Annotated in this window: 24 protein-coding genes; 10 read left to right on the forward strand and 14 right to left on the reverse strand. The window is 55.5% G+C overall.

What is annotated here, in order from left to right; translation table 11 throughout:
- Window positions 1–75 precede the first annotated feature (75 nt).
- The 6 genes from hxpB to K5Y33_RS07015 all read left to right on the forward strand — a co-directional run bounded on the left by hxpB (window position 76) and on the right by K5Y33_RS07015 (window position 5,411).
- Window positions 76–744: a hexitol phosphatase HxpB gene (gene hxpB / locus K5Y33_RS06990; protein WP_101764580.1), complete on the forward strand. Its 669-nt coding sequence runs from the start codon at window positions 76–78 to the stop codon at window positions 742–744.
- Between the two features lie 157 nt (window positions 745–901).
- Window positions 902–1,738: a 5-dehydro-4-deoxy-D-glucuronate isomerase gene (gene kduI, locus K5Y33_RS06995; protein WP_192233629.1), complete on the forward strand. Its 837-nt coding sequence runs from the start codon at window positions 902–904 to the stop codon at window positions 1,736–1,738.
- 13 nt (window positions 1,739–1,751) lie between these two features.
- A complete protein-coding gene (gene kduD / locus K5Y33_RS07000; RefSeq protein ID WP_101764582.1) occupies window positions 1,752–2,513 on the forward strand; it encodes a 2-dehydro-3-deoxy-D-gluconate 5-dehydrogenase KduD in 762 nt (253 codons plus the stop codon).
- Window positions 2,514–2,653: 140 nt separating this feature from the next.
- Complete coding sequence (locus K5Y33_RS07005; RefSeq protein ID WP_222233561.1) at window positions 2,654–3,244, forward strand: metal-dependent hydrolase; 591 nt, start codon at window positions 2,654–2,656, stop codon at window positions 3,242–3,244.
- A 150-nt stretch (window positions 3,245–3,394) separates the two neighbouring features.
- Complete coding sequence (locus tag K5Y33_RS07010) at window positions 3,395–4,786, forward strand: L-cystine transporter (RefSeq protein WP_008102914.1); 1,392 nt, start codon at window positions 3,395–3,397, stop codon at window positions 4,784–4,786.
- Between the two features lie 241 nt (window positions 4,787–5,027).
- Entirely contained in the window at window positions 5,028–5,411 is a 384-nt protein-coding gene (locus K5Y33_RS07015; RefSeq protein WP_101764583.1) for a DUF6515 family protein, read from the forward strand.
- Window positions 5,412–5,466: 55 nt separating this feature from the next.
- On the opposite strand, the gene osmE is transcribed toward K5Y33_RS07015, so the two are convergent.
- Window positions 5,467–5,802, reverse strand: coding sequence for an osmotically-inducible lipoprotein OsmE (gene osmE / locus K5Y33_RS07020; protein WP_007892614.1), 336 nt, complete (start codon window positions 5,800–5,802; stop codon window positions 5,467–5,469).
- A 192-nt stretch (window positions 5,803–5,994) separates the two neighbouring features.
- Here osmE and K5Y33_RS07025 point away from each other — a divergent pair, with 192 nt between their 5' ends.
- The 3 genes from K5Y33_RS07025 (at window position 5,995) to cho (ending at window position 9,101) form a co-directional block, all read left to right on the forward strand.
- Complete coding sequence (locus K5Y33_RS07025) at window positions 5,995–7,185, forward strand: multidrug effflux MFS transporter (RefSeq protein WP_222233562.1); 1,191 nt, start codon at window positions 5,995–5,997, stop codon at window positions 7,183–7,185.
- 117 nt (window positions 7,186–7,302) lie between these two features.
- Window positions 7,303–8,130: an ammonia-dependent NAD(+) synthetase gene (gene nadE / locus K5Y33_RS07030; protein ID WP_101764585.1), complete on the forward strand. Its 828-nt coding sequence runs from the start codon at window positions 7,303–7,305 to the stop codon at window positions 8,128–8,130.
- 110 nt (window positions 8,131–8,240) lie between these two features.
- Complete coding sequence (gene cho, locus K5Y33_RS07035) at window positions 8,241–9,101, forward strand: excinuclease Cho (protein ID WP_222233563.1); 861 nt, start codon at window positions 8,241–8,243, stop codon at window positions 9,099–9,101.
- A 78-nt stretch (window positions 9,102–9,179) separates the two neighbouring features.
- Here the strand turns inward: cho and spy are convergent, their stop codons facing one another.
- From spy to K5Y33_RS07065, 6 genes are all read right to left on the reverse strand, one after another.
- Window positions 9,180–9,677: an ATP-independent periplasmic protein-refolding chaperone Spy gene (spy, locus tag K5Y33_RS07040; RefSeq protein WP_137385657.1), complete on the reverse strand. Its 498-nt coding sequence runs from the start codon at window positions 9,675–9,677 to the stop codon at window positions 9,180–9,182.
- A 384-nt stretch (window positions 9,678–10,061) separates the two neighbouring features.
- Window positions 10,062–11,057, reverse strand: a complete 996-nt coding sequence (gene astE, locus K5Y33_RS07045) for a succinylglutamate desuccinylase (protein WP_222233564.1) — start codon at window positions 11,055–11,057, stop codon at window positions 10,062–10,064.
- 45 nt (window positions 11,058–11,102) lie between these two features.
- A complete protein-coding gene (gene astB, locus K5Y33_RS07050; RefSeq protein ID WP_222233565.1) occupies window positions 11,103–12,431 on the reverse strand; it encodes an N-succinylarginine dihydrolase in 1,329 nt (442 codons plus the stop codon).
- Window positions 12,431–13,897 carry a succinylglutamate-semialdehyde dehydrogenase gene (gene astD, locus K5Y33_RS07055; protein ID WP_222233566.1) on the reverse strand — a complete coding sequence of 489 codons (1,467 nt, stop codon included), beginning with the start codon at window positions 13,895–13,897 and terminating at the stop codon, window positions 12,431–12,433. The genes astB and astD overlap by 1 nt, the downstream gene beginning before the upstream one ends.
- On the reverse strand, window positions 13,894–14,925 hold the full coding sequence (gene astA, locus K5Y33_RS07060) for an arginine N-succinyltransferase (RefSeq protein WP_222233567.1): 1,032 nt from the start codon (window positions 14,923–14,925) through the stop codon (window positions 13,894–13,896). The genes astD and astA overlap by 4 nt, the downstream gene beginning before the upstream one ends.
- A complete protein-coding gene (locus K5Y33_RS07065) occupies window positions 14,922–16,142 on the reverse strand; it encodes an aspartate aminotransferase family protein (protein ID WP_222233568.1) in 1,221 nt (406 codons plus the stop codon). The genes astA and K5Y33_RS07065 overlap by 4 nt, the downstream gene beginning before the upstream one ends.
- An 878-nt stretch (window positions 16,143–17,020) precedes the next feature.
- Here K5Y33_RS07065 and K5Y33_RS07070 point away from each other — a divergent pair.
- A complete protein-coding gene (locus K5Y33_RS07070; protein ID WP_110866000.1) occupies window positions 17,021–18,094 on the forward strand; it encodes a porin in 1,074 nt (357 codons plus the stop codon).
- Window positions 18,095–18,184: 90 nt separating this feature from the next.
- Here the strand turns inward: K5Y33_RS07070 and K5Y33_RS07075 are convergent, their stop codons facing one another.
- The 7 genes from K5Y33_RS07075 to K5Y33_RS07105 form a co-directional block, all read right to left on the reverse strand.
- The gene (locus K5Y33_RS07075) at window positions 18,185–19,621 is read right to left on the reverse strand and encodes a YchO/YchP family invasin (protein WP_222233569.1); all 1,437 of its coding nucleotides are present in this window, start codon (window positions 19,619–19,621) and stop codon (window positions 18,185–18,187) included.
- A 399-nt stretch (window positions 19,622–20,020) separates the two neighbouring features.
- Window positions 20,021–20,818: a glucose 1-dehydrogenase gene (locus tag K5Y33_RS07080; protein WP_222233570.1), complete on the reverse strand. Its 798-nt coding sequence runs from the start codon at window positions 20,816–20,818 to the stop codon at window positions 20,021–20,023.
- An 11-nt stretch (window positions 20,819–20,829) separates the two neighbouring features.
- On the reverse strand, window positions 20,830–21,897 hold the full coding sequence (locus K5Y33_RS07085) for an ABC transporter permease (RefSeq protein WP_101764597.1): 1,068 nt from the start codon (window positions 21,895–21,897) through the stop codon (window positions 20,830–20,832).
- A 20-nt stretch (window positions 21,898–21,917) separates the two neighbouring features.
- Window positions 21,918–23,438, reverse strand: coding sequence for a sugar ABC transporter ATP-binding protein (locus K5Y33_RS07090; RefSeq protein WP_101764598.1), 1,521 nt, complete (start codon window positions 23,436–23,438; stop codon window positions 21,918–21,920).
- Between the two features lie 9 nt (window positions 23,439–23,447).
- Entirely contained in the window at window positions 23,448–24,059 is a 612-nt protein-coding gene (locus K5Y33_RS07095) for a DUF2291 family protein (protein WP_222233571.1), read from the reverse strand.
- A gap of 42 nt (window positions 24,060–24,101) precedes the next feature.
- Window positions 24,102–25,037, reverse strand: coding sequence for a D-ribose ABC transporter substrate-binding protein (locus tag K5Y33_RS07100; RefSeq protein ID WP_222233572.1), 936 nt, complete (start codon window positions 25,035–25,037; stop codon window positions 24,102–24,104).
- A gap of 63 nt (window positions 25,038–25,100) precedes the next feature.
- Window positions 25,101–25,898, reverse strand: a complete 798-nt coding sequence (locus K5Y33_RS07105; RefSeq protein WP_222233573.1) for a GolD/DthD family dehydrogenase — start codon at window positions 25,896–25,898, stop codon at window positions 25,101–25,103.
- Window positions 25,899–26,137 lie beyond the last annotated feature (239 nt).

Here is a 26,137-nt window from a genome sequence, read left to right on the forward strand (position 1 = left end):
ATGCGTGGCCTGCCGCAAGTCGGCTTTATCCGGCTCTCGTGCTATGGTAAGCCAAATTTCTAAGGGAGCAGTTATATGTCATATCGTCGTCCTGTATTGGCCGCCATCTTTGATATGGATGGATTGTTGATCGACTCAGAACCGCTGTGGGATCGCGCGGAACTGGATATTTTCGCCAGCCTTGGTGTGGATATCACCCGCCGCCACGAGTTGCCCGATACGCTGGGTCTGCGCATCGATCAAACCGTGCGCATGTGGTTTGAAGCGCTGCCCTGGAGCGGCCCGGATCAACAGGAAGTGACGCAACGCATCATCGCCCGCGCGCTGGCGCTGGTGGAAGAGACGCGTCCGCTGCTGCCTGGCGTGGAGCAGGCGCTGCAACTGTGCCAGCAGCAAGGTTTGAAAATCGGCCTCGCCTCCGCCTCGCCGCTGCACATGCTGGAGCGAGTGCTGGAGATGTTTGACCTGCGCAAATACTTTGATGTGCTGGCGTCCGCGGAAGCGCTGCCGTACAGCAAGCCGCATCCGCAGGTCTATCTCGACGCCGCAGCCAAACTGGGTATCGATCCGCTTAACTGCGTCACGCTGGAAGATTCTTTCAACGGCATGATCGCTACCAAAGCCGCACGCATGCGTTCAATTGTGGTGCCGGCGGCCGAGCATCGTGAAGATGCGCGTTGGGCGCTGGCCAATGTGATTCTTGATGATTTAACCCAGCTCAAACCCGAACATCTGCACGGTTAATCGCAGCCCGCTTAACGCGGGCTTTTTTATGCAACTTGATCGCGCACGCAAATAAATAAAACATCGTTTCATTTTTATTGAATTCACATCTCATCCTGCCTAAGATGCCCAAAGACCCGCATCGGGACCACTTCCTTTGACTCTTGAGAGGCCTGAGATGGACATTCGTCAAAGCATTCATAGCGAGCATGCCAAAACCCTGGACACGGACGGCTTACGCCGTGAGTTTCTGATCGACAAGATTTTCGACGCCGACAATTACACCCTCACTTACAGCCATATCGATCGCATCATTATCGGCGGTGTAATGCCGGTGCAGAAACCGGTGACTATCGGCCATGAAGTGGGTAAGCAGCTGGGCGTAAGTTACTTCCTCGAACGCCGAGAACTCGGCGTAATCAACATCGGTGGACCGGGGCTAATTGAAGTGGATGGCAAAACCTGGGAGATTGATCAGCAGGAAGCGTTGTATGTCGGACAAGGCGCGCAGAACGTGATTTTCCGCAGCAGCGATGCCAGCCGCCCGGCGAAGTTTTACTACAACAGCGCGCCGGCACACACCCATTATCCAGACAAAAAAATCACCCTCGACGAGGCAGTGAAAGCCACGCTCGGCGACGCGGCCACCTCGAACCGCCGCACCATTAACAAATTCATCGTGCCCGACGTGTTGCCAACCTGCCAGTTAACCATGGGATTAACCCGCCTTGATGACGGCAACTTGTGGAACACCATGCCGTGTCACACCCACGAACGTCGCATGGAAGTCTATTTCTATTTCGATATGGCCGACGACAGCGCCGTGTTCCACATGATGGGCCAGCCGCAGGAGACGCGTCATCTATTGGTCCATAACGAGCAAGCGGTGATTTCACCAAGCTGGTCGATTCATGCGGGCGTGGGAACGCAGCGCTATACCTTTATCTGGGGCATGGTGGGCGAAAACCAGGTATTTGATGACATGGACCACGTCAACATCAGCGCACTGCGCTAACAAGGAGCGAATCATGATACTCAACGCATTTAATCTTGCAGGCAAAATCGCGCTGGTCACCGGCTGCAATACCGGTTTAGGACAAGGTATGGCGCTGGGTCTGGCGCAGGCGGGATGTGACATTATTGGCGTTAACCGCGCCGGACCGGATGATACGCAGGCCAAAGTTGAGGCATTAGGCCGCCGTTTTTGGTCAATTCAAGCCGATCTGACCAAGCCGTCCATCGTGCCGCAAATTGTTGAACAGGCGGTGGCGCTTGCCGGTCGCATCGATATCCTGGTGAATAACGCCGGCATCATTCGTCGCGAAGATGCACTCAACTTTAGCGAGCAGGATTGGGATGATGTGATGAACATCAACAGCAAAAGCCTGTTCTTCCTGTCACAGCAGGTTGCGCGGCAATTTATCGCGCAAGGCAATGGCGGCAAGATCATCAATATCGCCTCGATGCTGTCGTTCCAGGGCGGCATTCGTGTGCCTTCTTATACCGCATCAAAAAGCGCAGTGATGGGGTTAACCCGTTTGATGGCCAACGAATGGGCGAAGCACGGCATCAACGTTAACGCCATTGCGCCGGGCTACATGGCCACCAATAACACGGAGCAGCTGCGCAGCGATGAGTCACGCAACGAGGAGATTTTAGGCCGCATTCCATCAGGTCGCTGGGGCATCCCGGACGACATGATGGGCCCGATTGTGTTCCTCGCCTCCAGCGCCTCCGACTATGTGCAAGGTTATACGTTGGCCGTCGATGGCGGATGGTTAGCGCGCTAGGCTAACCTGTTCTTTTCCCGCGTCATTGTGACGCGGGAAAGTGAAAAATATTAACGCTTCGTTACAGCGTCACCATTCTCATTCACTGGATAAATCCCTATACTGGATGCATCGACAGTTTTATGCAGCCAGGTTTCATCATGACGGCCGAAGGCCATATCATTTTTGCCATTGCCAGCGCCATTTTTGCCAAGCGCGCGGAGCTGACGCCAGTATTGGCCAGCGCCGACTGGTGGCATTTAGTGCCTGCTGCGCTGTTAACCTGCCTGCTGCCCGATATCGATCACCCTAAATCCGTGTTAGGCCAGCGCTTAAAGTGGCTATCGCATCCCATCGCCCGCATCTTTGGTCATCGCGGTTTTACCCACAGTTTGCTGGCGGTGGCGGTGAGTTTGTGGCTATTCCAGATCAATGTGCCCGCCGACTGGTTTCTTCCCGCCGACGTGCTGCAAGGCATGACGCTCGGCTATCTCAGCCATATTGTCGCCGATATGCTCACGCCCGCCGGCGTGCCGCTGCTGTGGCCCTGCCGCTGGCGCTTCCGTTTGCCCATCCTGAACAGTCAAAAAGGTAACCAGCTGGAGCGAGCACTTTGCCTGGCGCTGGTCGGTTATGCGTTGTGGTTCCCGCCCGGCATGCCCTCTTTTGGTGCCAACGGCTGGCCGGAGCAACTGTTCAATACGCTACAAAATGGCGTCGGTCGGTTGGTTAATGGTCAAAAAGGTCAATAAGCAGTCGAATCAAGCGATAAAGTTATAAAGCATTCTTTTTGGGTATAAGCCCGCCCCACGCTGAACTGATAACATTCCAAATATTCCCTAACGGGGACTTACTGTTTTTCGTGCCATCCCAGGATGGCGCGTCACACTCTGGAGTTGAGCATGGATTTTCCCCTCATTATTAATATCGTGGCGTTTATCGCACTACTGATTCTGCTGAATCGGATTGGCAACCAAAGCTGGAGCCTGTCCAAACGCGTGCTGACCGGTTTGGTTTTCGGTGTGGCCTTTGGTCTGGCTCTGCAAACCATCTATGGCGAAAACAGCCCAACCGTGAAAGCGTCGATTGGCTGGTTCAATATCGTCGGTAACGGCTACGTGCAATTGTTGCAGATGATCGTGATGCCGCTGGTGTTCGCCTCGATTCTGAGCGCGGTCGCACGTCTGCACAATGCCTCATCGCTGGGTAAAATCAGCGTGCTGACCATTGGCGTGCTGCTGTTTACCACCGCAATCTCCGCGCTGGTCGGCGTGCTGGTGACCGGCCTGTTTGGCCTTAGCGCTGAAGGTCTGGTGCAAGGTGCGCAGGAAACCGCGCGTCTGAGCGCGATTCAGAGCAACTACGTGGGCAAAGTGGCTGATCTCAGCACGCCACAGCTGCTGCTCTCCTTCATTCCGAAAAACCCGTTTGCCGATCTGGCGGGCGCCAATCCCACCTCGATCATCAGCGTAGTGATTTTCGCCGCCTTCCTCGGTGTGGCGGCGCTGCAACTGCTGAAAGATGACAAGGTAAAAGGCGAGCGCGTGCTGGTAGCGATCGATACCCTGCAATCATGGGTCATGAAGCTGGTGCGTTTGATCATGAAGCTGACGCCGTACGGTGTGCTGGCGCTGATGACCAAAGTAGTAGCCGGTTCCAACCTGCAGGACATCATTAAGCTGGGTGGCTTTGTGGTGGCCTCTTATCTCGGTCTGGCGATCATGTTTGCCGTACACGCGCTGCTGCTGTCGGTTAACGGCATCAATCCAATGCGCTTCTTCCGTAAAGTATGGCCGGTGATCACCTTCGCCTTCACCAGCCGTTCCAGCGCCGCCAGTATTCCACTGAACGTGGAGACTCAAACGCGTCGCCTGGGCGTGCCAGAATCGATCGCCAGCTTCTCGGCGTCATTTGGTGCCACAATCGGTCAGAACGGCTGTGCCGGTCTCTATCCCACCATGCTGGCGGTGATGGTTGCGCCAACCGTGGGCATCAACCCTTTTGATCCGATGTGGATTGCAACGCTGGTAGGTATCGTGACGCTGAGTTCTGCCGGTGTGGCTGGCGTCGGCGGCGGCGCCACCTTCGCCGCGCTGATCGTGCTGCCGGCGATGGGCCTGCCGGTCACGCTGGTCGCGCTGCTGATCTCCATCGAACCGCTGATCGATATGGGGCGTACCGCGCTCAACGTTAATGGTTCAATGACCGCCGGTTCACTCACCAGCCGCTGGCTCGGATTGACCGACAAGAAAGTGCTGGAGAGCGACGAGCACGCCGAACTGGCACACCGCTAAATTGATGAGTTGCAACAACGGCAGATCGCAAGGTCTGCCGTTTTTTTATGCCTGCGATATGCTCCATAAGGTCGCCGTTTATGACGTCCTTCCCCGCTTTCCTCCCCAATTCGACCCAATCATGGCGCTAGCGTCAGGAAAGCGTTAAGCATGGTAAACAGAGGAAAAATCAGCCGCTTTTCGCTTGAGTTTTCGCTCAGGAAGGCCAATTCTGCTGTTAATCACAGCAGGAGAATCACCGATGAAAACAGTTATCGCCTCGGTGCTGGCGTTAACCTTATTAACACCAGCCATCAGTTTTGCCCATCCCGGCGGTTGGGGCCCCGGCCCAGGCCCGCATTGGGGCGGAGGTCCACGTTGGGGCGGTCCCGGCCCGCTGCGTTTCCTACCCGAAGCGGCAACCGCCGTGTTGCTGGGCGGTCTGACCTATTACATGCTGAACGGTAACTACTATCAGCGTCAGGGCGACACCTATGTGGTGGTGCAGCCGCCTGAAGCCCCGCCGGGCGGCGGTATGCGCGTGCTGGATTTCAACGGCAAGCGTTATTACGTGCAGGAAGGTCATTACTACCAGCGCGAGATCGGCGGCGAGTATATCGAAGTGCCGCGTCCTTACGGTTTATAAGCGCCACAACGAAAAACGGCCCGTCAATGACGGGCCGTTTCTTATTCTGCTGCGATTACTGAGCCGCTTGCGGATCGGTATCGTAGTCTTTACAGCTCTGGAAACCGTAGTTCATGACGCGACCGGTATCGTTATAGCTCACGAAGTAGGTCTGCGGTTTGCCGTCGCGCTCGCCAATTACGTAAGTCTGGCAAGTGCCGCGAGCGTGAACCATGGTAATTTCAGTAGACGCTGGGCCGGCAATCTGGCGAACCTGATCGCGCGTCATGCCTTTCTTAACATCCTTCACTACCGGCTTGGTTACGTAGCTTTCGGCTTTGTCATAAGTCGTACAACCAGACAGGGCTGCCAGCGTCATAGCGGCAGCGATACATCCCATCACTTTATTCATGTTGTTGTTCCTCGTTTTTTTGTCCGTGTGAAATTAGCCTGGAACATAAATCCAGATTTATCAACTTTATGGGATAAATTTAGCTAAATTCCGAAGCGTTAGGATTTGGTAAAAATGCTGTGTTGATGCGCTACGGTTCGTATAATCACCCGCGAAAAAATACCTATAGCAATGAATAAAGACAGAGGATTAATGACACCTGCACCTTCTCATCGGCTGGTTTATGCCATCACGCTGGGCCTGCTCGCTGCCCTCGGGCCACTTTGTATCGACCTTTACCTGCCGGCGCTGCCGGAGCTGGCGCGCGATCTGCACACCGAAACCGCCACGGCGCAGCTGAGCCTCACCGCTGGCTTACTGGGTTTGGGTGCGGGTCAATTGCTGTTTGGGCCAATGAGCGACAAGTTTGGTCGCCTCCGTCCGCTGCTGTTATCGCTGGTGCTGCTGTTTATTGCCTCGATTGGCTGTGCGCTGGCAAAAGACATCCACTCGCTGCTGGTGGCGCGTCTGTTTGAAGGTTTGGCAGGCGCCGGCGGCGCGGTGCTGTCGCGTGCCATTGCCCGAGATATGTACAGCGGCCATGAGCTGACGCGTTTCTTTGCACTGCTGATGCTGGTCAACGGTTTAGCGCCGATTGGTGCGCCGGTGCTGGGCGGCGCCTTGATGACGGTGCTTAACTGGCGCGGCATTTTCGTGGTGCTCGGCTGCATTGCCGTCCTGCTGATCTTCCTTGCCCGCTGGAAATTGCACGAAACTTTACCACCAGCGCGCCGCAGTCAGGGCTCGATCTTTTCCGCCTGGGCGGCGCTCGGCCAGGTCGTCACGCATCGGCAGTTTATGGGCTTCTGCCTGACGCAAGGTTTTATGATGTCCGGCATGTTTGCCTATATCGGCGCCTCGCCGTTTGTACTGCAACAGCTGTATGGCCTGACGCCGCAAGCCTTTAGCTTCTGCTTCGCTGCCAACGGCTTCGGCCTGATTATTGCATCACAAACCAGTGCGCGCCTCTGTCCGCTGTGGGGAGAATATCGCGTACTGAAAGGTGGCCTGACGCTGGCGTTTGTTGCGTCGAGTTGCTTGCTGCTGGCGGGACTTACCGACGCAGCGCTGCCAGTTCTGCTGGTTGCGCTGTTCTTTACCATTGCCAGTAACGGCGTGATCGCCACCACCGCCTCTTCGCTGGCGATGCAAAGCCAGGGCCAGCGCGCGGGCAGCGCCTCGGCGGTGATTGGCGTCGGCATGTTCACCTTTGGTGCCATCAGCGTACCCATTACCGGGCTGGGCGGCACCTCGGTTGCGAGCATGACCGGCACCATCTTTGGCTGCTTTATGCTGGCGATCGTGTCGTTCAATCTGCTGGTGCAGAAGGCAAAAAACGTCTGATTTGCCAGCAAATAACCTGAACAACCAGCCATGCGGCTTGTTGTTTGTGGGGAGAGGCGTTAGCTTTAGCAGATGATTCGCATTGTGCCGTCAGGCTACTGACTTGAGGAGAGGTTCATGTCACTGCAACAGGAAATCATTGAAGCCCTTGGTGTAAAACCGGTTATCGACCCGCAGCAGGAGATCCGCGTCAGCGTTGATTTTCTGAAGTCTTACCTGAAAGCCCATCCCTTTTTGAAAACGCTGGTACTCGGCATCAGCGGCGGCCAGGATTCGACACTGACCGGCATTTTGTCGCAAACCGCGATTCGCGAACTGCGTGAAGAGAGCGGCGATAACGATTACACCTTTATTGCCGTGCGTTTGCCGTATGGCGTGCAGGCCGATGAGCAGGATTGTCAGGATGCGCTGGCATTTATCCAACCCGATCGCACGCTGGTGGTGAACATCAAAGAAGCGATCCTGGCCAGCGAACGTGCGTTGAAAGATGCGGGTATTACGGTATCGGATTTCGTGCGCGGCAATGAAAAAGCGCGTGAGCGCATGAAAGCGCAGTACAGCATCGCCGGCATGACCAAAGGCGTGGTGGTCGGTACTGACCATGCGGCAGAGGCGATCACCGGATTCTTCACCAAGTACGGTGACGGCGGCAGCGACATCAACCCGATCTTCCGCCTGCATAAAGGCCAGGGCAAACAACTGCTGAAAACGCTGGGCTGCCCGGAACACCTCTATCTCAAGCATCCTACTGCCGATTTGGAAGATGATCGTCCTGGCTTGCAGGATGAAGTGGCGCTCGGCGTGACTTATCAGCAAATCGATGCCTACCTGGAAGGCAAGACCATCGATGCCGCCGCAGCAAAAACCATCGAAGGCTGGTATCTGAAAACCGAGCACAAACGTCGTCCGCCGATCACCGTGTTCGACGACTTCTGGAAGAAGTAAGTGCATGGCGTTTCCCGCCGTCCGGGCGGGAAACTTTCTCATCGCCGCTGACTGGCGAGAAAAAGCACAGTTTGATACACTGGATGGACAACCAGTAATTGGAGTGTGCTTTGGTCAGACGTGCAGCCAGCCACCGCCTCGATTTCGATGCGGCAGCCATCTATCAATATCCCGAACATCTACGTCAGTGGCTGGAAGGTTTACCCAACCAGCCGGGCGTCTATACCTTTCACGGTGAAAGCGAAAATCTGCCGCTGTATATCGGCAAAAGCGTCAACCTGCGCAGTCGGGTGATGGCGCATTTCCGGGCGCCGGATGAAGCCAAAATGCTGCGTCAGGCGCGGCGCGTCACCTGGATCCCGACCGCTGGCGACGTCGGCGCTCAGCTGCTGGAAGCGCAGATGATCAAAACGCAACAGCCGCTGTTTAATAAGCGCCTGCGTAAGAACCGCCAGCTCTGTTCGCTGCAGCTGGGCGACGGTGCGCCGCAGGTGGTGTATGCAAAGGATCTCGACTTCTCCCGCTCGCCCAATCTTTATGGCCTGTTTCGCAGTCGCTTTGCCGCGCTGGAGAAGCTAAAAGCCATCGCCGATGAGCAGCGCTTGTGCCACGGCTTGCTGGGGCTGGAGTCGTTGCGTCTAGGACGCGGCTGTTTTCGTGCTGCACTAAAACGCTGCGCCGGTGCCTGCTGTGGTAACGAGTCGGTTGCTGAGCATCAGCAGCGCCTGCATGCGGCATTAGAGCAGATGCGCATTCAATGCTGGCCGTGGCAAGGCCCGGTTGGCATGGTGGAAACGGGGACAAACATTACGCAAATCCATGTGATCGATCACTGGTTCTGGCTGGGATCGGTCAGCAGCGAGGCCGAAGCGCGCCAGCTGCAGCGCGCCTCGCACGGCTTTGATCATGACGGCTACAAAATTCTCTGCCGTCCGCTGCTTTCTGGTGTGTTCCCGCTGATCGAGCTGTAAAACAAAACCGCCGAGGTTGCCCAAAGCATCAGATGCGATGGACAACCCCGGCGGTCTCTATTCAGTTAGCGAAAGAACTTATTCAGCATCAGCCGGCGGTGGTGGCGTTTTGCCATCGTGCGGGCCTTTCTCAGTTAAGCGCTTCTCAAAGTTCGCGTTGTACTGTTTTTTCTGCTCTGGTGTCAGCACGTTGTAGATCTTGTTCTGAGTTTCCATCATCTGCAGCGCGCGATCTTTGGCATTCGCCGTCATCTTCTCAGCCTGCGCTTCGGCTTTCGCACGGTCAAAGGTATCGGAAGCGATGATGGCATGGTCAGCACGACGCTCTTCCAGCGACGGGCGTTTCATCTCTTTATGTCCATCACGCAGAATCGTTTTGATCTGCGCTTTCTGCGCATCGGTCAGGTTCAGACCTTTAAACATCATCTCCATACCGTGATGGCGCATCGGCGGCTTGTGCATCGGTTTTTCGCTGCCTGCTGGCGGCGGAGTCAGGTTGTCTGCCGCTGCATGGACGATATTTGCAGCACCAAAAGCCATTGCGGTAGCCAGGAACACAGAAGTTAATTTACGCATAATATTGTCCTTACTTATCAGTTTAATGACGACAGCCTGTGTCGCGTCTTCGGAAACAAGCATACGACGCTGAACGTCAACTACTCAGAGGCTGAGTAAAGCCCTGAAAGCATAAAAGACAGAGATCAGGCAATCATGGAGAGAAAGAGAAGAAATGCGTGAGGAATTGAAAAAGTTTATGACAATCAAGGGAAAAACGCAGGAATTAAGGAGGAGTGTAACGGTATTGTCGGTTTTCAGGAAGGGAAATGTCGGCGCGTTGATGCCCTCACCCTGGCCCTCTCCCACCGGAAGAGGGAAACGCTGCCACATGTTACTCAATACAAATATTCGCTCGTTCGGTTCCCTCTCCCGCCTGCGGGAGAGGGTTAGGGTGAGGGAAAATCACAACGCCAGCGCCTGCGTCTGTTCATTCTCCTCCACCAGCATCAGCCCCGCGCGCAATCCTGGCGCGACATTCGGATTGGGAAACAGCACATACTCGCGCGCCTGCTGCACGTAGTAACGCCGGTCACCCTCCTCCGCCAGCAGCGTGCCCTGCGGGAAAGCGGTAAAGTTCAGCGTCTCCGGCCCCATGTGCAACACAAACTTATCGCCGTGCCGGGTCAGCTGTTGCGCCACGCGATAATGGCGCGGCTGCTCACGCACCTCCGGCAAGGCATCGCCATACAGCAACGCCGCCAGCGCCCGCTGTACGCCAGCAAACTGGCTTAAATCGTTCTCACCAAACGGCAAAGCCTTGCCCAGCTCCAGCGTGCAGCTCGCCGCATTATGGTGCTCGCAGCTGTAATGGGTGAAGGTGCCGCCCGGTGAACGATGGAACACCAGCGCCTCCATTTCTGCCGCGGCCAGCCAGTGCATAAACGCCTCGGGCCACGGATTGGAATTCAGCGGCATCACGCCAAAACGCGCATGATACGAGCCGCGAATCGCGGTATGCAGATCGAGGTGCCAGCGCACTTCATGATCGAGACAGGCGCGCCAGAAACTCTCCAGCTCCTGCTCCAGCTGCAGCACGCGCTGCGCTTCGGGTACATCGGCCACCTGCTGCCAGCGCCCACCAAACAGGCGGTTGATATCATGTTGCTGGTAGCGCTTGCCGCTGCGCAACGCGGCGGGATTACCCAAAATCACCAGTAAGCGCACTGCCAGCGGCTTCTCGCCTTTTAAGAGTGGCGTCAGCAACAGATTGAGAATCTCAACCGGCGCGGTTTCATTGCCGTGGATGCCCGCAGAGAGCACCAGCGCCTGCTGTGTGGGCGTATGCGGCGTGAGGGACATCAGTCCCTCGTTGTGCCATTGCCAACTGAGATGATCGTTGCTGCCCTCTCTTTGCTGTGGCGGCTCACCAGACAAGGTCTGCTGTAAAAAATCCTGCATGTTCACTCCTTTTTAACGACGTGGGGCGAACCTCTCACCCCGGCGTTAACGCTGAAACGCGTAGACACTGCCTAAGTCTAGCAGCTTCGTCAGCTCATCCAGCGCGGTGCGCCCTTCACGCAGCAGTTGCGGGTCGGCTAAATCGGCCTGAGTTAAGCGATCGCGGTAGTGGCGTTCCACCCAATCGTTGAGCGTGGCAAACAGGCGATCGTTCATCAGTACCGCCGGATTCAGCGCCTGACGCTCGGTTTCGGTTAACACCACGCGCAGACGCAAACAGGCCGGACCGCCACCGTTAAACATGCTTTCACGCAGATCGAAAACTTTCAGTTCACGGATTGGCCCGCCGCTCTCCACCAGCTCAGTGAGATAACGCCACACGCCTGTATGCTGGCGTGACTCTTCTGGCAGCACCAGCAGCATACCGCCGTCGGCGCGCTGCAACAGCTGGCTATTAAACAGATAGGTGTTGACCGCATCGGTTACCGATACTTTATCGCGCGGCACTTCAATCGGCTGGAAACCGCTAACGCGGGCGGCGATGTCACTCAGCAACTGCGGCTGGTTCACAAAGGCATCCTGATGGCAGAACAGCACCTGCTGATTGCTCACCGCAATCACATCGTTATGGAACACGCCCTGATCAATCACAGCTGGATTTTGCTGGGCAAACAGCGTGCGCTGCGCATCAAGCTGATGCAAACGTGCCACCGCTTCGCTGGCTTCCCGCGTTTGACGCGCCGGATAACGTGCTGGCGTTGTGCCCTGCTGTTGCCCATCACGGCCATAAATAAACAGCTGCACGCCCGCATCACCGTAATCACTGCCGAAACGATTGTGATTGGCCGCGCCCTCATCACCGAACTGCGCCACCTGCGGCAGCGCATCGTGCACGCAGAAGTGCTGCGGATGACGGAAAATCGCGCGCAGCAGATCGGCAGTTTCCGGTGCCTCAATGGCGCGATGGAATTTGTTATTCAGATTGGCGACGGTGAAATGCACGCGACCATCGGCGCTATCCGCCGACGGCGACACCGTGGCGGCATTCGCCACCCACATCGCTGAGGCTGAGCTGGCCGCCGACAGCAGCTGCGGCGCGTGCTTAGCCGCCTGCGCCAGCACCTGCTCATCGCTGCCGCCAAAGCCGAGCTGGCGCAGCAGCGGCAGATTAGGACGTTCGTGCGGCGGGATTACACCCTGCACGTAGCCCATATCCGCCAGCGCTTTCATCTTCAGCAAACCCTGCTTCGCCGCCAGACGCGGATTCGAGGGCTGCAGCTGATTGCGCGTCGAGGCTTCGTTACCAAACGACAATCCCGCGTAGTGATGTGTCAGGCCGACCAGCCCATCAAAGTTCGCTTCAAATGCTTGCATTATTTCGCTCCCTGCGCGGAGAAATCGAGGCCCGGCGCTAAGCTGCCCGGCAGCGCCAGGCTTGGGCTCTCCAGCGACGCCATTGGCCATGCACAGTAATCGGCGGCGTACCACGCGCTGGCACGATGATTCCCGGATGCGCCAATGCCACCAAAGGGGGCGGTGCTGGCCGCGCCGGTCAGCGGTTTGTTCCAGTTAACGATACCGGCGCGCGCCTCCAGCAATAGCTGATCAAACTGCGCGCGCTGCGGCGAAATCAGACCGCACGACAAGCCATAGCGGGTATTATTGGCGATAGCAATCGCCTGCTCGAAGCTGTCGTAACGAATCACCTGCAGCAACGGACCAAAGACTTCTTCATCCGCTAAATCTTTCACTTCGGTCACATCAATGATGCCCGGCGTGATGATGGCACTGTCGCGGTCCGGCCAGTGCATGCCGAGCATCACTTTCCCGCCCTTTTCCACCTGCTGCTGCCAGGCGGCAAAAATATGTCCGGCGGCGGTGGGTGAAATCACGCTGCCCATAAACGGCTGCGGCTCGGCATTCCACGCGCCAGGCTGCAAGCGCGCACTGACCTCAACCAAACGCTGCAGGAAGGCATCGCCCGCCGCACCGCGCTTCACCAGCAGACGACGCGCACAGGTGCAGCGCTGTCCGGCGGTAATAAAGGCCGACTGAATGGCGATGTGTACCGCACCATCAAGATCCGCAGGATCTTCAACAATCAACGCATTGTTGCCGCCCATCTCCAGCGCCAGCATTTTTTCTGGCTGTCCGGCGAACTGACGATGCAGGTGATAGCCGGTGGCGGCGCTGCCGGTAAACAGCAGACCATCAATTTGTGCCGCATTGGCCAGCGCCTGGCCGGTTTCACGACCGCCTTGCAGCAGCGCCATTACGCCCGCGGGTAAACCGGCTTGCTGCCACAGCTGCACGGTTTTCTCCGCCGTCAACGGCGTCAGCTCGCTCGGCTTAAACACCACGCAGTTACCCGCCAGCAAAGCTGGCACAATATGGCCGTTCGGCAGATGGCCAGGAAAATTATACGGACCAAACACCGCCAGCACGCCGTGCGGACGATGGCGCAGCGAGCTCTCGCCATCGGCCTGTTCGCCGGTGCGGCTGTGATAGGCCTTAATCGAGATGGCGATTTTGTTGATCATCGCCTGCACTTCGGTCAGCGTTTCCCAGCGCGGCTTGCCGGTTTCCTGGGCGATGGTTTCCGCCAGCGCGTTTTTGTGGCTTTCAAGCAAACGGGCAAACCCTTCCACCAGCGCTTGACGCTCCGCAAACGGTTTTCTCGCCCACTGCGGGAACGCCGCGCGCGCCGCTTCGCAGGCCGCAGCCACTTGCGCTGCCGATGCCGCTTTGCCCTGCCACAGCGTTTCGCCGGTTACCGGATTGTGTTTGCTCAGGGCGTCAGCGCCGCCGGTCACCCATTGACCTTGAATAAAATGCGTCATGCTTTTTTCTCCTCGCGACACAGCGTGACCACACGCAGTTGATCGCCAATGTTGCAATGCAGCGCCGCGCGCTGGCTTTCAGTCAGTTTTACCGTGCCGGATGCCATATCCACCGGCAGCAGCGCCACGCGGAAATGCTGATAATCCGCGTTGGCCACCAGACACAGCGGCCAGCTTTCATCGGCTGCACCGCTCTCCGCAGTTAACTGGCGACTCTTGCGAATGGCACGAATGCGATCAATTTCGCACTCCAGCGTCGGGCCGCCATCGAAGATGTCGACATAGTTGAGATAGCGGAAACCTTCCGCCTCCAGCACCGCACGCGCGGGCGCGGTTTTCGGATGGACTTCGCCAATCACTTTTTGCGCCGCTTCAGACAGGTAATGAATGTAGAGCGGATGTTTGGGCATCAGCTCGGCGATAAAGGCTTTTTGCCCGGTGCCGCTCAGAAAGTCGGCTTTGCTGAACTCCATCGAGAAGAAGCGGCTGCCGACGCTGTCCCAGAATGGCGAGTGGCCATTGTCATCACTGACGCCACGCATCTCCGCCACCACATGTTGCATAAAGCGGTCGCGGAAGTTGGCCATAAACAGAAAGCGCGATTTCGACAGCAGATGGCCATTTTTTCCATCGCGGTAATCGGGATCGAGGAACAATGTGCAGAGTTCGCTGCTGCCGGTATGATCGTTGCTGAGCGACAGCGTCGGCAAACTGGCGTAAACGTTCAGCTCTTTCGAGGCGTGCACCTGTGTGCCAACGCGGAAGTTGTACCAGGGATCCTGCAAACCCACCGCCGCTTCGATGGCGCAAATGCCGACGGCGCGATTATCCTCGCTGTCGGCCAGCACAAACACATAGCCTTGCTCAGCAGGCGGCAAGGCACCTTGCCAGGTGAGCAGCGAACGCTCAATACGGGCTTTAAGCGTTTCGCTATCCGCGGGCAGCGAGGTTAAGCCGCCCCCGGTTTTGCCCGCCAGCGACAACAACTGCGAGAGATCGTCACGTTCAACGGGGCGAATCACCATCATGATGTGGCTCCTTTGAGCACGCGTTCACAGGCACGTTCGAAGCGCGCCAAACCTTCTTTTACTTCGCGCTCGCTGATGTTCAGCGCTGGCGCGAAACGTACCACGTTGGCGCCTGCTATCAGCACCATCACGCCCTCTTCGGCCGCCGTGAGGTTGAACTGTTTGGCTTTACCGGCGAAATCGTCGTTCAGCACGGCGCCAATCAGCAGCCCCAATCCACGCACTTCTTTAAATACCGGCAGACGCCTGTTCAGTTCCTGCAACGCCGTAACAAACCATTGATGACGCTGGGTCACGCCGGCCATAAATTCCGGCTGATTAATTAGCTCCATCACTTTGCCCGCGACTGCGCCCGCCAGCGGGTTGCCGCCGTAGGTGGTGCCGTGCGTGCCCACGCCCATCACCTGCGCCAGATCTTCACGCGTCAGCATTGCGCCAATCGGGAAGCCGCCACCCAGCGCTTTGGCGGTGGTTAATACATCCGGGGTCACGCCGTAATGCATATAGGCATACAGCGAACCGGTACGACCCACGCCGCTCTGCACTTCATCAAAAATCAGCAGCGCATGATGTTTGTCGCAGAGTTCACGCAGTCCGCGCAGGAAAGCGGGATCGGCTGGCAGGACGCCGCCTTCACCCTGAATCGGCTCGACGATCACCGCGCAGGTTTGGTCATTGATCAGCGCGGCCGCCGAGGCCAGATCGTTGAAATTAGCGTGTTCGACCGCCGGTGGCAGCGGCGCAAAATCCCGGGAATAGGCCGGTTGTCCGCCCGCTGTCACGGTAAACAGCGTGCGACCGTGGAAAGCATTATTAAAGGCAACGATGCCATTTTTCTCAGCACCGAAACGGTCGTGTGCGGTTTTACGTGCCAGTTTCAGCGCCGCTTCATTCGCTTCAGCGCCGGAGTTACAGAAGAACACGCGATCGGCAAAAGTGGCATCAATCAACTGCTTGGCGAGACGCAGGATCGGTTCATTGGTGTAGCCGTTACCGGTATGCCACAGTTTGCCGGCCTGTTCGATCAGCGCCTGCTGCAACGCCGGATGCGCATGTCCCAATGCGTTAACCGCAATGCCACCGGCAAAATCGATATACTCTTTGCCTTGCTGATCCCACAGCGTTGAACCTTCCGCGCGGACCGGAACAAAAGCCGCGGGTGCATAAACTGGCATCATCCATTGATCGAAATTCTGACGTGAAACCTGCAGTGACATAGCCCTTTCTCCTGCTCCACACCCGGTGAAGCCTTTTGTTTTGAAATTGTTAAAAATGTTAAGTGGCAGCTCTACTGTATATTGCAGATAGCGTGCCAGCCAGCCGCAAAAATGCATAATCGTCTTATCACTACGTAATATCAATAACTTAACATGTACTGATATTCACTTTAATTGCATAAAAAGTGAATACCAGTCTGATGCAGGCTGAATAGCAGCAATTTATTTAGCGGATTTATGCATCGGCAAAATGAAATATTGCTTTTGTGATCGGGCAGGAAATATTTCGCCAAATTAATGCGATAAACGCACTTTTTTGGGGCGCAATGTGCCTGATTGGTGCAGGAAAGTGATAGCGCGGTGCAAATTTAGCGACCGGGGAATTAATCAGGTTTTAACATTTGCCTCGCGGGATTGAATATTATTTCGCCAGTTCATTGTTAAGCGAAAACCTAAATAACATTTTGTGACCAGGGTTATTATCAGAACAGAAATAAAAGGACACAAAGGCATGAAGCCGATAATTACTCTGCTAATGATTAGTTGGGTTCAGATATTTGCTATTGAACAATAATGCATAGGCTTGTGCTATTTCACGAACAAGCTACTGATTTTATTTACGCATCTTTAAATTTAAAATTATTCAATAAAATCATAGTTATAAATATTAAGATCATCATTACACACGTTGTCTTATGGATAAGTTTAACCAATACAAAATTCCACATAATGGAATTTAAGATTAAAAATCACACAAAAAGTTAACGAGAAATATTTAGTTACATATATTGCACTGTCGATCTTGAACCTTTTGTGTCATTTTCTTTTCACCCCGCAGATGGGGACAAAATTAAAAAATATCACAGGGTAAAAATTAAATGATGAAGCGCTCCTTACTGGCAGCAGTGATGCCTTTACTGCTGGGACTTTCTTCGGCTCAGGCCGCCGAAATCTATAACAAAGATGGCAACAAGCTGGACCTGACCGGCAAAATTAACGTCTCGCATCTGTTCTCCGATAACGAAGGGTCAAATGGTGATACCTCGTCTTATACCCGTATTGGTTTTAAAGGCGAAACCAAGATCAACGATCAACTGACCGGCTACGGTCAATGGCAGTACCAGTACAGCCTGAGCAACTCTGAAGGCAGCGATGCCAACAGCGGTAACAGAACCCGCCTGGGCTTTGCTGGCCTGAAGTTTGGTCAGTTCGGCTCGATCGATTACGGTCGTAACTACGGTTTGATTTATGACGTGCTGGGTTACACCGATATGCTGCCCTTCTTTGGTGGCGATCAAGGTTACTCTGATGGGTTCCTGTCTAGCCGCTCAGGTGGCGTGTTGACCTGGCGCAACAAAGATTTCTTCGGTCTGGTGAAAGGCTGGAACGTTGCTGCACAGTACGAAGGTAAAAACGATCGTAACGATGCAAACGTTGCCGTACGCCGTTCGAATGGTGATGGCTTCGCGCTCTCCACTTCTTATGATTTCGATTTCGGTCTGAGCCTGGTTGGCGCTTACGCGAGCCTGGATCGTACCAATACGCAGAACCAGGCCTTACGTGGCGAAGGCGAGAAAGCACAGCACTGGACCACGGGCCTGAAATACGATGCTAACCAGATTTACCTGGCAACCATGTACGGCGAAACGCTCAACGCAACCCCAATCACTGGTGGCTTCGCTAACAAAGCCGTTAACTTTGAAGCCGTTGCGCAGTATCAGTTCATTAACGGACTGCGTCCTTCAATCGGCTATGTTTCATCGAAAGGCAAAGAGATTGAAAATATTGGTGATGTCGATCTCACCAAATACGTCGCTGTAGGTGGAACCTACTACTTCAACAAAAACATGTCTGTGTATGCTGAATACAAGATCAACCTGTTGAAAGATGATAATGCGTTGGGCATCGCTTCTGATGATGTCACCGCTGTGGGTCTGATTTACCAGTTCTAAGTGGCAATACCCTCATGGCTGTTCGGCTAGTGTCGGCTGAATATGCGCAAAGGGCAGCGAAAGCTGCCCTTTTTTATTGGTGCGAGGCGATTACGGCGCCATCAAATCAAAGCGCTCATCATCGCCCTGTTCCAGTGAGAACGGCGGTTGCAATTGCAGGACGATTTCGTTCGAGGTGACCCGGTTCTGTTTGCTGTCTTCTAACACCACCGACAGTCGATAGCTGTTATGCGCACCCGGCGAGTTATCCCACGCGGGCAGGATCACACTCCAGCCCTGTGGATCGTTGGGATTGGCACCCGGCGTCAGGCTCAGCGCCTGGGTATCGCCCTGCCACATCACTTTAGCGATCGGATTGGTGCTGCGGATTTGCAGTTTCAGCGGCAAACTTTCTCCGCCATTCAGCTGCCACGGCGGCGTAGCGAGAAACACCGACAGCGTTTTACGCTGGCGATATTCCAGCACCGGCGTATAGCTGCGCGTCACGTTATCGTAGCGACTGCCGCGCAGTGAGTGCGCCGCCGCTACGTTATCTGGACTCAGCTGCTGGCTGAGCGCCACGCCAAAGCGATAGTTGAGACGCAAGCCGAGCTGATCCTGGCTCTCACCGCTGTCGCTGGTTTTATGGCTGGCGGATAAGGTCACCAGCGGCACCGGCGTGTAGGTGACGCCAAAGGTCAACGCCGATGGGTTATGGTAGCGGTTGCCGGAACTAAACAAATCGACGTTATCGCCCAGATATTGCTGCCAGCTTACTGACGCACCGAGTTGGCGATAGTGCGGCAAATAGCCTTGGGTGGTGAAATCATAGCCGCGCGCCATGCGCTGCTGCTGGAAGGGATTGCGATCCTGCCAACCTGAGAGCGGCGTATAGTAGTTGGCGGAGAAGCGCAGATAATCGCCCCATGCTTCGGTCCCCAGCGAAGCGCGCTGTAGGCCACTGCTGAACATGCGATCGACAAAACCGTTATAGCCCAGCAGCCATTTTCCTGCCACCCAACGTTGCCCGAGGCCAGCATTGCCGACCAGCCCATCATCAGTTTGATGAAAGCCGACCTGACTGAAGGTCAGATAGCGATAGTTATCCGCCCAGGGTGTCAGCAGCGAAGCACCGCTTCCGGCAAAATTGCCCTCCATATCCACATTGAAATCGATTTGAGCATTGCCATACGGTGACAACAGCGACTGGCCTTCATCAACCAGTCGATTGCCCACTTCATCGCGGAAATGGTTAAAGGCCCACAGCCCAGCCTGCTGGCCAAGGGCATTGTCGTCCGTACTGTTCTGGCTGGCTTCACCAATGCTTTTGGCAATGGTCGCCAGTTTTTTGTTGAACGCTTCCGTTTCATCCTGGTAACCCAATGCAGGCAACTGATCGGCCATTTTCTGAAAACGTGTGGGATCGCTAAACGGCGCATCGGCAAGTTTAGTGTCAGAGATCAACGCCAGCGCAGGCGCGGATGCGGCAAGTAGTGAAAAACCAGAGAGATAACGCACGCTTTTGGGTGATAACAAAGTAAATAACATAGCTAAAAATAGGGTTCGACCCGGTTCAGAATTAGAGGTGGCTCACAAAACTGCATAAGTCTACCCTAGCATATTCTGATGCAAGTGCCGGACATGTCTGGTTTCGATTAAGGCAGAAAACGAAAAAATCAGAATGTAGGTAAGCAGGCGACGCAATGTGTTGTGCCCTGGTTGCCCATCAAGAGATGACCTCTCAAATCATTGAGCGCGCACATTGTAGCGGCGCAATGCATTGCGCTATAAATCGCGCCGCTACGGAAGGTGCGGAGATTTGATACAGCGCTTTAGTGATCGGCATTACGCAATGCATTGCGCGATAAATCACGCCGCTACGGAAGGTGCGGTCATGAGGCTTAGTGTTTAGCATTACGCCATCAATGGCGACCCAACAGCGAACTATCAGGAAAAGATTAAACCGCCATCCACATTGATGGTCTGCCCGGTGATATAGCGCGCATCGTCAGAGGCGAGGAAAGCCACTAAGCCAGCGACATCTTCCGGCTGCCCTGCGCGTTTAAGCGGGATGTTTTCCACCCATTCGGCCATCAGTTCGCCTTTGCCATACTGCTTTTTATCGCTGCTGAGGATCTCGCCCCACACGCGATCATTGTAGTCCCACATTTCACTCTCAATGATGCCCGGACAGAAAGCATTCACTGTGATATGCCACGGCGCCAGCTCCAGCGCCAGGCTCTGGGTAATACCGATCACGCCCATCTTGCTGGCGGCATAGTGCGGCGTATAAATGAAACCCTGCCGTCCCTGACCGGACGAGGTGTTGATCAGGCTGCCGCTGCCCTGCTTCACCATATATTTCGCCGCTTCCCGGCAGCACAGCCACACGCCCGTGGTGTTCACCGCGAGGATCTTCTCGAAGTCACTTTTGGGCATCGCATCGAAACGATCGATGGTGATCATCCCCGCATTCTGAATCGACACATCAATGCTGCCAAAGCGCTCAGCCGCCTGCTGATAAAGCTGCTGCACCTCCGTTTCATCGGTAACATCGACCTGCAGCGCCAGAACCTCACTGCCAAACTGCTGTTCGATGGCCTGCGCGGTACTGAAAACGCGTTCCGAATTCGACACCATCACCAAACGCGCCCCGTCGCGGGCAAAGCGCGCTGCAATGCCCGCGCCAATGCCGCGGCAGGCGCCGGTAATCACCACCGTCTTTCCACTAAAATCGCGTGTCATATTGCCTCCTGTTATCCATGTGTCGCTTCAGGCAGGGCGGCCGATTGCTGCTTTTTTTCATGTCTGCGCAGCAGCACCACCTTACTTTGTAATTTTTGCTGGAACTGGTCGATCACCACCGCAGTGACAATCACTAAGCCTTTAATCACCATTTGCCAGAAATCGCTGACGCCCATCATCACCATGCCATCGGCGAGAAACACGATGACAAAAGCACCGATAATCGAGCCTGATACGCGACCGCGTCCGCCCGCCAGCGCCGTGCCGCCCAGCACCGTGGCACCGATGGCGTCCATCTCGAACATGTTGCCGGTCATCGGGTGCGCGGTTTGCAGCTGCGACGCCACAATCAAACCGACCAGCGCGGCGCACAAGCCGGAAAAGGCGTAGACAAACACTTTGACCTTGATGATCGGCACACCCGCCAGGCGCGCCGCCGATTCGTTGCCACCGGTGGCATAGATGTAACGACCCAGCGGCGTTTTACGCGTCAGATACAACCCCAGCAGCAGGAAGCCGAGCATCATCCATATCGGGATATACACGCCCAATATCGAACCCGAACCGAGCAAGGCGAAGCCGGTATTACCCAGTGCTGGCGTGCCGACAAGGTTGGCGTAGGTGCTGCCATCGTTGAACAGCAGCGCGGCGCCGCGTGCCACGTACATCATGCCGAGCGTACAGATAAACGGCGCTACGCCGAGTCGCGTCACCACCGCGCCATTAATCAATCCCAGCGCCACGCCGAACAGCGCCACCACCAGAATCACTTCGGGTACATTGAAAAACAGTACGTTGCCGCCCCACAGCGGTACGCCGTTGGTGAGCAACGCACCCGCCACCATGCCGCATATGCCTGCCACCGCCCCGACCGAAAGATCGATGCCGCCAGTCAAAATCACCAGCGTCATGCCAATCGCCAGCAAGCCGGTAATCGCCACATGCTGCGTCATGATCAGCAGGTTGGAGGTGGTGAGAAAGTTAGGCACCATAAAGCTGAAGAAACTCACCACGATCAGCAAGGCAATAAAGGTACGCGCCTTAAGCAGGTACATATAGATCAGGTATTTTTGATTCATCGTTTTACTCTCCAGCGGGCTCAATCATGTGGCGTTGAGGCGCTAATCAGGGCTTCGCGCGTGGCCGCCGCGCGCGGTAAATCGGCGGTGATGCGGCCATCCGCCATCACCAGAATGCGGTCAGCCAGCGCCATCACTTCATCCAGTTCGGAGGAGGAGAACATCACCGCCAATCCCTGCTGCGCCAGGTTGCCAATCAGGTGATAAACATCGGTTTTTGCCCCCACATCAATGCCGCGCGTGGGCTCATCCAGCAGCACCACCTGCGGCCCGGTCATCAGGGCTTTACCCAGCACCACTTTTTGCTGATTGCCGCCGCTTAAGGAGGTGATCGGCAGCTCGGGATCGCTGACCTTGATGGCGAGATGGCCAATCATTTCATCGACACGGCGCTGCTCGTTGTGCGGATTGAGCTTGCGCCAGCAACGGCGGAAACCCCGCAGGCTGAGATCGCTGAGCGTCATGTTGGCGGTGATCGACATCAGCTGTACCACGCCTTCGGTTTGACGATCTTCCGGCACCAGCGCGATGCCTTTTTTCAGTCGCTGCTGGAAACTGCGCTTCTCCAGCGCTTCGCCGTTCAGACTGACGCTGCCCGACTGACAGTGCATCATGCCAATCAACCCTTTGAACAACTCGGTGCGCCCGGCGCCCAGCAAACCGTAGATGCCAATCACTTCGCCTTTTCGCAGCGAGAAAGAGACATCATTGAGCTTGTAACCGCCGTTTTGATGCAGCGCGGTCAGCCCGTTGACGCTGAGTACCGTTTCACCCTGCGTCGCCGGTTGATAATCGAAGTGTTTCTTCTTGTCGCCCACCATCTGCTCGATGATCCACGGAATCGAGGCGTCGCGGACTTCGCGTTCGCTGATGAAGCGTCCGTCGCGGAAGATGGTGATGTGATCGCCAATCTCCATCAGCTCTTCCAGCCGATGTGAGATATAGATAATGGTGACGCCGCGCCGTTTAAGCTGGTCGATGACGTTGAACAGCACTTTCACTTCTGACTGGCTGAGCGCGCTGGTCGGTTCATCCATGATCAGCACGCGCGTGTCCTTGGACAGCGCGCGGGCGATCTCCACCAGCTGCTGATGGCCGATACCGAGTTCAGCCAGCGGCGCGTAGGGATCGACATCCAGCTCCAGCCGTTCCAGCAATGCTTTGGCGAGCGAATACTGATACTTCTCGTTGATCACGCCGCGCTGGAAAAACTCATTGGCCATGAAGATGTTGTCCATCACGTTCATATTGGGAAACAGGTTCAGCTCCTGAAAAATAATGCTGATGCCCTGTTTTTCCGCCTGATGCGTGGAGCTCAGCGACACTGCTGCGCCGTCCAGCAGAATCTCGCCGGATGACGGGATCTCCACGCCCGCCAGCATTTTCATCATGGTGGATTTGCCCGCGCCGTTTTCGCCAATCAGCACGTTAACTTTGTTGCGATAAACGCGATAATTGACCTGATCCAGCGCGGTGACGCCGGGATAGATGCGCGACACGTTGCGGGTTTCAATAATCACGTCATGTTGAGGCTGTTGCATATCCGCTCCTTACTGACGTGTAATCGCCGCTGGTGTCACATTCGGCACCTGCTCCGGCGTATCAAAGCTGCTAAACACGCCAGCCAACTGCACCTTGTCACCCACTTTGGGCTTGAAAGCACTCATCATGTTCGCCGCTTGCTGATTGATCGCGCGACTGTAATCGCCGAACAGCACCTGATCGTTAAAGTCCTGATAGCTGGCACCTTTGTAGGCATCGCGCAACACCGTGCCGGGAAAAATCGGGCCAACCTGCACCGTGACAGTGTCACCGGACACATCTTTCACTGTCATCCGACCGTTACGCGACGTGGTGTTAACCGCCGTGATTTCACCGCTCACTTTGACACTGAACACGCACGGGTTCTCATCCTGACTGCGATAGCCGTAGGTTTTACAAGCGCTATCAAAATCTTTGGCGGATTTCAGCGCATTCAATAACTCGGCCACCGGCTTCGCATCATGTTGAACTTGCGGTACCAGTTTCTGTTGCCACGTTTGGGCAATATTGCCCATTTTGGGATTGGGAGGATTTTTCAGGTCGGCCAGCTCCTGCTGCGACACAATGCGGCAACCGCTAAGGATCACGACAGGAAGCAGTAACCAGAGTCGTCTGTGCATCACATTCTCCTGGGCGCCCGATCTACGGGCGCACCGCATTGATTACGACTTGAAGTTAAAGTCCTGCACGCCTTTGGCGTTTTCTGGCGTAATGAGAATGCCGCGGAACATCACGCGCTGCTTCTCAGGCTTGGTGCCTTTCTGAATAAAGTTGTCGAGGTCGGTCACGCCCTGTGCGGCGATGGCTTGTGCCTGCAGCATCACCGTGGCTTTCAGATCCCCTTTTTCCACCGCGTCACGTTCATCATTGCTGCCGTCAATGCCGACCACGATGACGTCGTTACGGCCTGCCGCTTTCAGAGCTGCAATCGCGCCCAGCGCCACGGGGCCGTTACCGCAGATCACGCCTTTCACATCCGGATGCGCCTGCAGAATGCTGTCCATGATGCGTTTGCCGTCAATCAGCGTGCCTTTGGCATCCTGACGCGCCACGCTTTTCATATCGGGATATTGGTCGAGCACCTGATGGAAGGATTTGGAGCGTGTGACGCAGTTGTTGTCAGCAAGGTTACAGGTGAGTTCCGCGTAGCTGCCCTTTTCCCCCATCTTCTCCACAAACACGTTTGCCACGTCGGAGCCGGCCTGGAAGTTGTTGTGGGTGATCTGCGCCAGCGCCACGTCATCCACCGGGATTTCGCGGTTGATCAGCACCACCGGAATGCCGGCATCTTTGGCTTTTTTAATCGCGGCGACGCTGGCGGTGGAGTCGGCGTTATCCAGCACGATGCCCTGCACCTTTTTGCCGATGGCGGCATCAATCAGTTCACTTTGCTTTTTCACATCTTCGCCATGCGACAGCACGCTGGTTTTATAGCCCAGCTCCTGCGCTTTGAGGTTGGCACCTTTGGCTTCGGAGGCGTAATACGGGTTATCCAGCGAGTTCACCAGGATCATGATGGTGCCTTTATCGGCAGCGAAACTGGCTTGGGAGATCAGGCAACTGGCAATAGCAGTTAACAGCAGGGTACGTTTTTTCATGGTGAGGTTCTCTCATTGTTATAGTGGGTCACGCAGGGTCAGCCGTTCTGGTGTTGGCGCGGCTTACCAGATGGTAAAGCCACCGTCGATCATTAAATCTGCGCCGGTGATCATGTCGCTGCCGTTGCTGGCGAAGAACAGCACCGCGGCGGCGATTTCGTCGGTATAGGCAAAGCGTCCCAGCGGGATCAGCTTTTTCATTTGCTCGCCCTTCTCACCGCGCCAGGCTTTTTCACCCATCGGCGTCAGCACCACGGTGGGCGATAAGGTATTGACGTTAATGCGATAGGGAGCGAACTCTTTGGCCATCACTTTGGTCATGCCGAGCAGACCGGCTTTGGCGGAGGTGTAAGCAACGTGGTTATCGATAGCGATGGAGGCGGCCTGCGACGCAATGTTGATGATTTTGCCGCCGTTACCGGCGCGCACCATGCGTTTACCGGCCGCCTGCGAGCAGAGGAAAGGACCGGTGAGATTGACGTCGATCTGCTTCTGCCACTCGGCAAAATCGGTTTCTAACACCGGTTGCAACATCACGTAGCCCGCGCAGTTCACCAGGATATCAATCTGACCGTAATGCTGTTCGACGCGATCAAATGCCGCTTCAACCGAGGCCGGTTCGGTCACGTCGCAGCACACCAGCAGCACGCGATCGGCAGCAAATTGATCCTGCACGCCCGCCACTTTGTTGCTTTCGAAGGGCGGATAGAGCAGCGCCAGCCGTGCGCCCTTCTCCAGCAGCATGGCGTTACTGGCCATCGCAATCCCGCCCAGCCCGCCGGTGACTACCGCCACTTTGCCGGTTAAATCCTGCTCAATGTTCACGCCGTAGCGCAGGTTAACATCATATTCCCCACTCATCGTCTCTCTCCATAATGGTGTACGGCGGCGCTGGTTATTGCTGGCCGGGTTATCGTTTTTACAAATATCATTTTCGAACAAAAATATAAGCTATCGATTAATAATGGTTTGTGGAGGAGATCAAATTTCATACAAATTGCAGCAATAAAAATTATCTTCATGATTTTGTTGAATTTGCAAAATTCGCCGCGTTCAGGACATGGAGCGAGCTGCTGACGGCTTTCTGCGAAATCAATCGC

This window comes from Pantoea sp. DY-17, assembly GCF_019795975.1.
Taxonomy (GTDB): Bacteria; Pseudomonadota; Gammaproteobacteria; order Enterobacterales; family Enterobacteriaceae; genus Pantoea; species Pantoea leporis.

What these genes read in the sequence shown, in the direction of transcription:
- K5Y33_RS07065 (WP_222233568.1), bottom strand. Translation starts at nt 16,142, where the DNA reads ATGTCACTGCAGGTTTCACGTCAGAATTTCGATCAATGGATGATGCCA.
- K5Y33_RS07080 (WP_222233570.1), bottom strand. Translation starts at nt 20,818, where the DNA reads ATGACACGCGATTTTAGTGGAAAGACGGTGGTGATTACCGGCGCCTGC.
- K5Y33_RS07095 (WP_222233571.1), bottom strand. Translation starts at nt 24,059, where the DNA reads ATGCACAGACGACTCTGGTTACTGCTTCCTGTCGTGATCCTTAGCGGT.
- astE (WP_222233564.1), bottom strand. Translation starts at nt 11,057, where the DNA reads ATGCAGGATTTTTTACAGCAGACCTTGTCTGGTGAGCCGCCACAGCAA.
- spy (WP_137385657.1), bottom strand. Translation starts at nt 9,677, where the DNA reads ATGCGTAAATTAACTTCTGTGTTCCTGGCTACCGCAATGGCTTTTGGT.
- K5Y33_RS07070 (WP_110866000.1), top strand. Translation starts at nt 17,021, where the DNA reads ATGATGAAGCGCTCCTTACTGGCAGCAGTGATGCCTTTACTGCTGGGA.
- K5Y33_RS07090 (WP_101764598.1), bottom strand. Translation starts at nt 23,438, where the DNA reads ATGCAACAGCCTCAACATGACGTGATTATTGAAACCCGCAACGTGTCG.
- hxpB (WP_101764580.1), top strand. Translation starts at nt 76, where the DNA reads ATGTCATATCGTCGTCCTGTATTGGCCGCCATCTTTGATATGGATGGA.
- astA (WP_222233567.1), bottom strand. Translation starts at nt 14,925, where the DNA reads ATGATGGTGATTCGCCCCGTTGAACGTGACGATCTCTCGCAGTTGTTG.
- astD (WP_222233566.1), bottom strand. Translation starts at nt 13,897, where the DNA reads ATGACGCATTTTATTCAAGGTCAATGGGTGACCGGCGGCGCTGACGCC.
- astB (WP_222233565.1), bottom strand. Translation starts at nt 12,431, where the DNA reads ATGCAAGCATTTGAAGCGAACTTTGATGGGCTGGTCGGCCTGACACAT.
- K5Y33_RS07105 (WP_222233573.1), bottom strand. Translation starts at nt 25,898, where the DNA reads ATGAGTGGGGAATATGATGTTAACCTGCGCTACGGCGTGAACATTGAG.
- kduI (WP_192233629.1), top strand. Translation starts at nt 902, where the DNA reads ATGGACATTCGTCAAAGCATTCATAGCGAGCATGCCAAAACCCTGGAC.
- K5Y33_RS07075 (WP_222233569.1), bottom strand. Translation starts at nt 19,621, where the DNA reads ATGTTATTTACTTTGTTATCACCCAAAAGCGTGCGTTATCTCTCTGGT.
- kduD (WP_101764582.1), top strand. Translation starts at nt 1,752, where the DNA reads ATGATACTCAACGCATTTAATCTTGCAGGCAAAATCGCGCTGGTCACC.
- nadE (WP_101764585.1), top strand. Translation starts at nt 7,303, where the DNA reads ATGTCACTGCAACAGGAAATCATTGAAGCCCTTGGTGTAAAACCGGTT.
- K5Y33_RS07005 (WP_222233561.1), top strand. Translation starts at nt 2,654, where the DNA reads ATGACGGCCGAAGGCCATATCATTTTTGCCATTGCCAGCGCCATTTTT.
- K5Y33_RS07085 (WP_101764597.1), bottom strand. Translation starts at nt 21,897, where the DNA reads ATGAATCAAAAATACCTGATCTATATGTACCTGCTTAAGGCGCGTACC.
- K5Y33_RS07100 (WP_222233572.1), bottom strand. Translation starts at nt 25,037, where the DNA reads ATGAAAAAACGTACCCTGCTGTTAACTGCTATTGCCAGTTGCCTGATC.
- K5Y33_RS07015 (WP_101764583.1), top strand. Translation starts at nt 5,028, where the DNA reads ATGAAAACAGTTATCGCCTCGGTGCTGGCGTTAACCTTATTAACACCA.
- K5Y33_RS07025 (WP_222233562.1), top strand. Translation starts at nt 5,995, where the DNA reads ATGACACCTGCACCTTCTCATCGGCTGGTTTATGCCATCACGCTGGGC.
- osmE (WP_007892614.1), bottom strand. Translation starts at nt 5,802, where the DNA reads ATGAATAAAGTGATGGGATGTATCGCTGCCGCTATGACGCTGGCAGCC.
- K5Y33_RS07010 (WP_008102914.1), top strand. Translation starts at nt 3,395, where the DNA reads ATGGATTTTCCCCTCATTATTAATATCGTGGCGTTTATCGCACTACTG.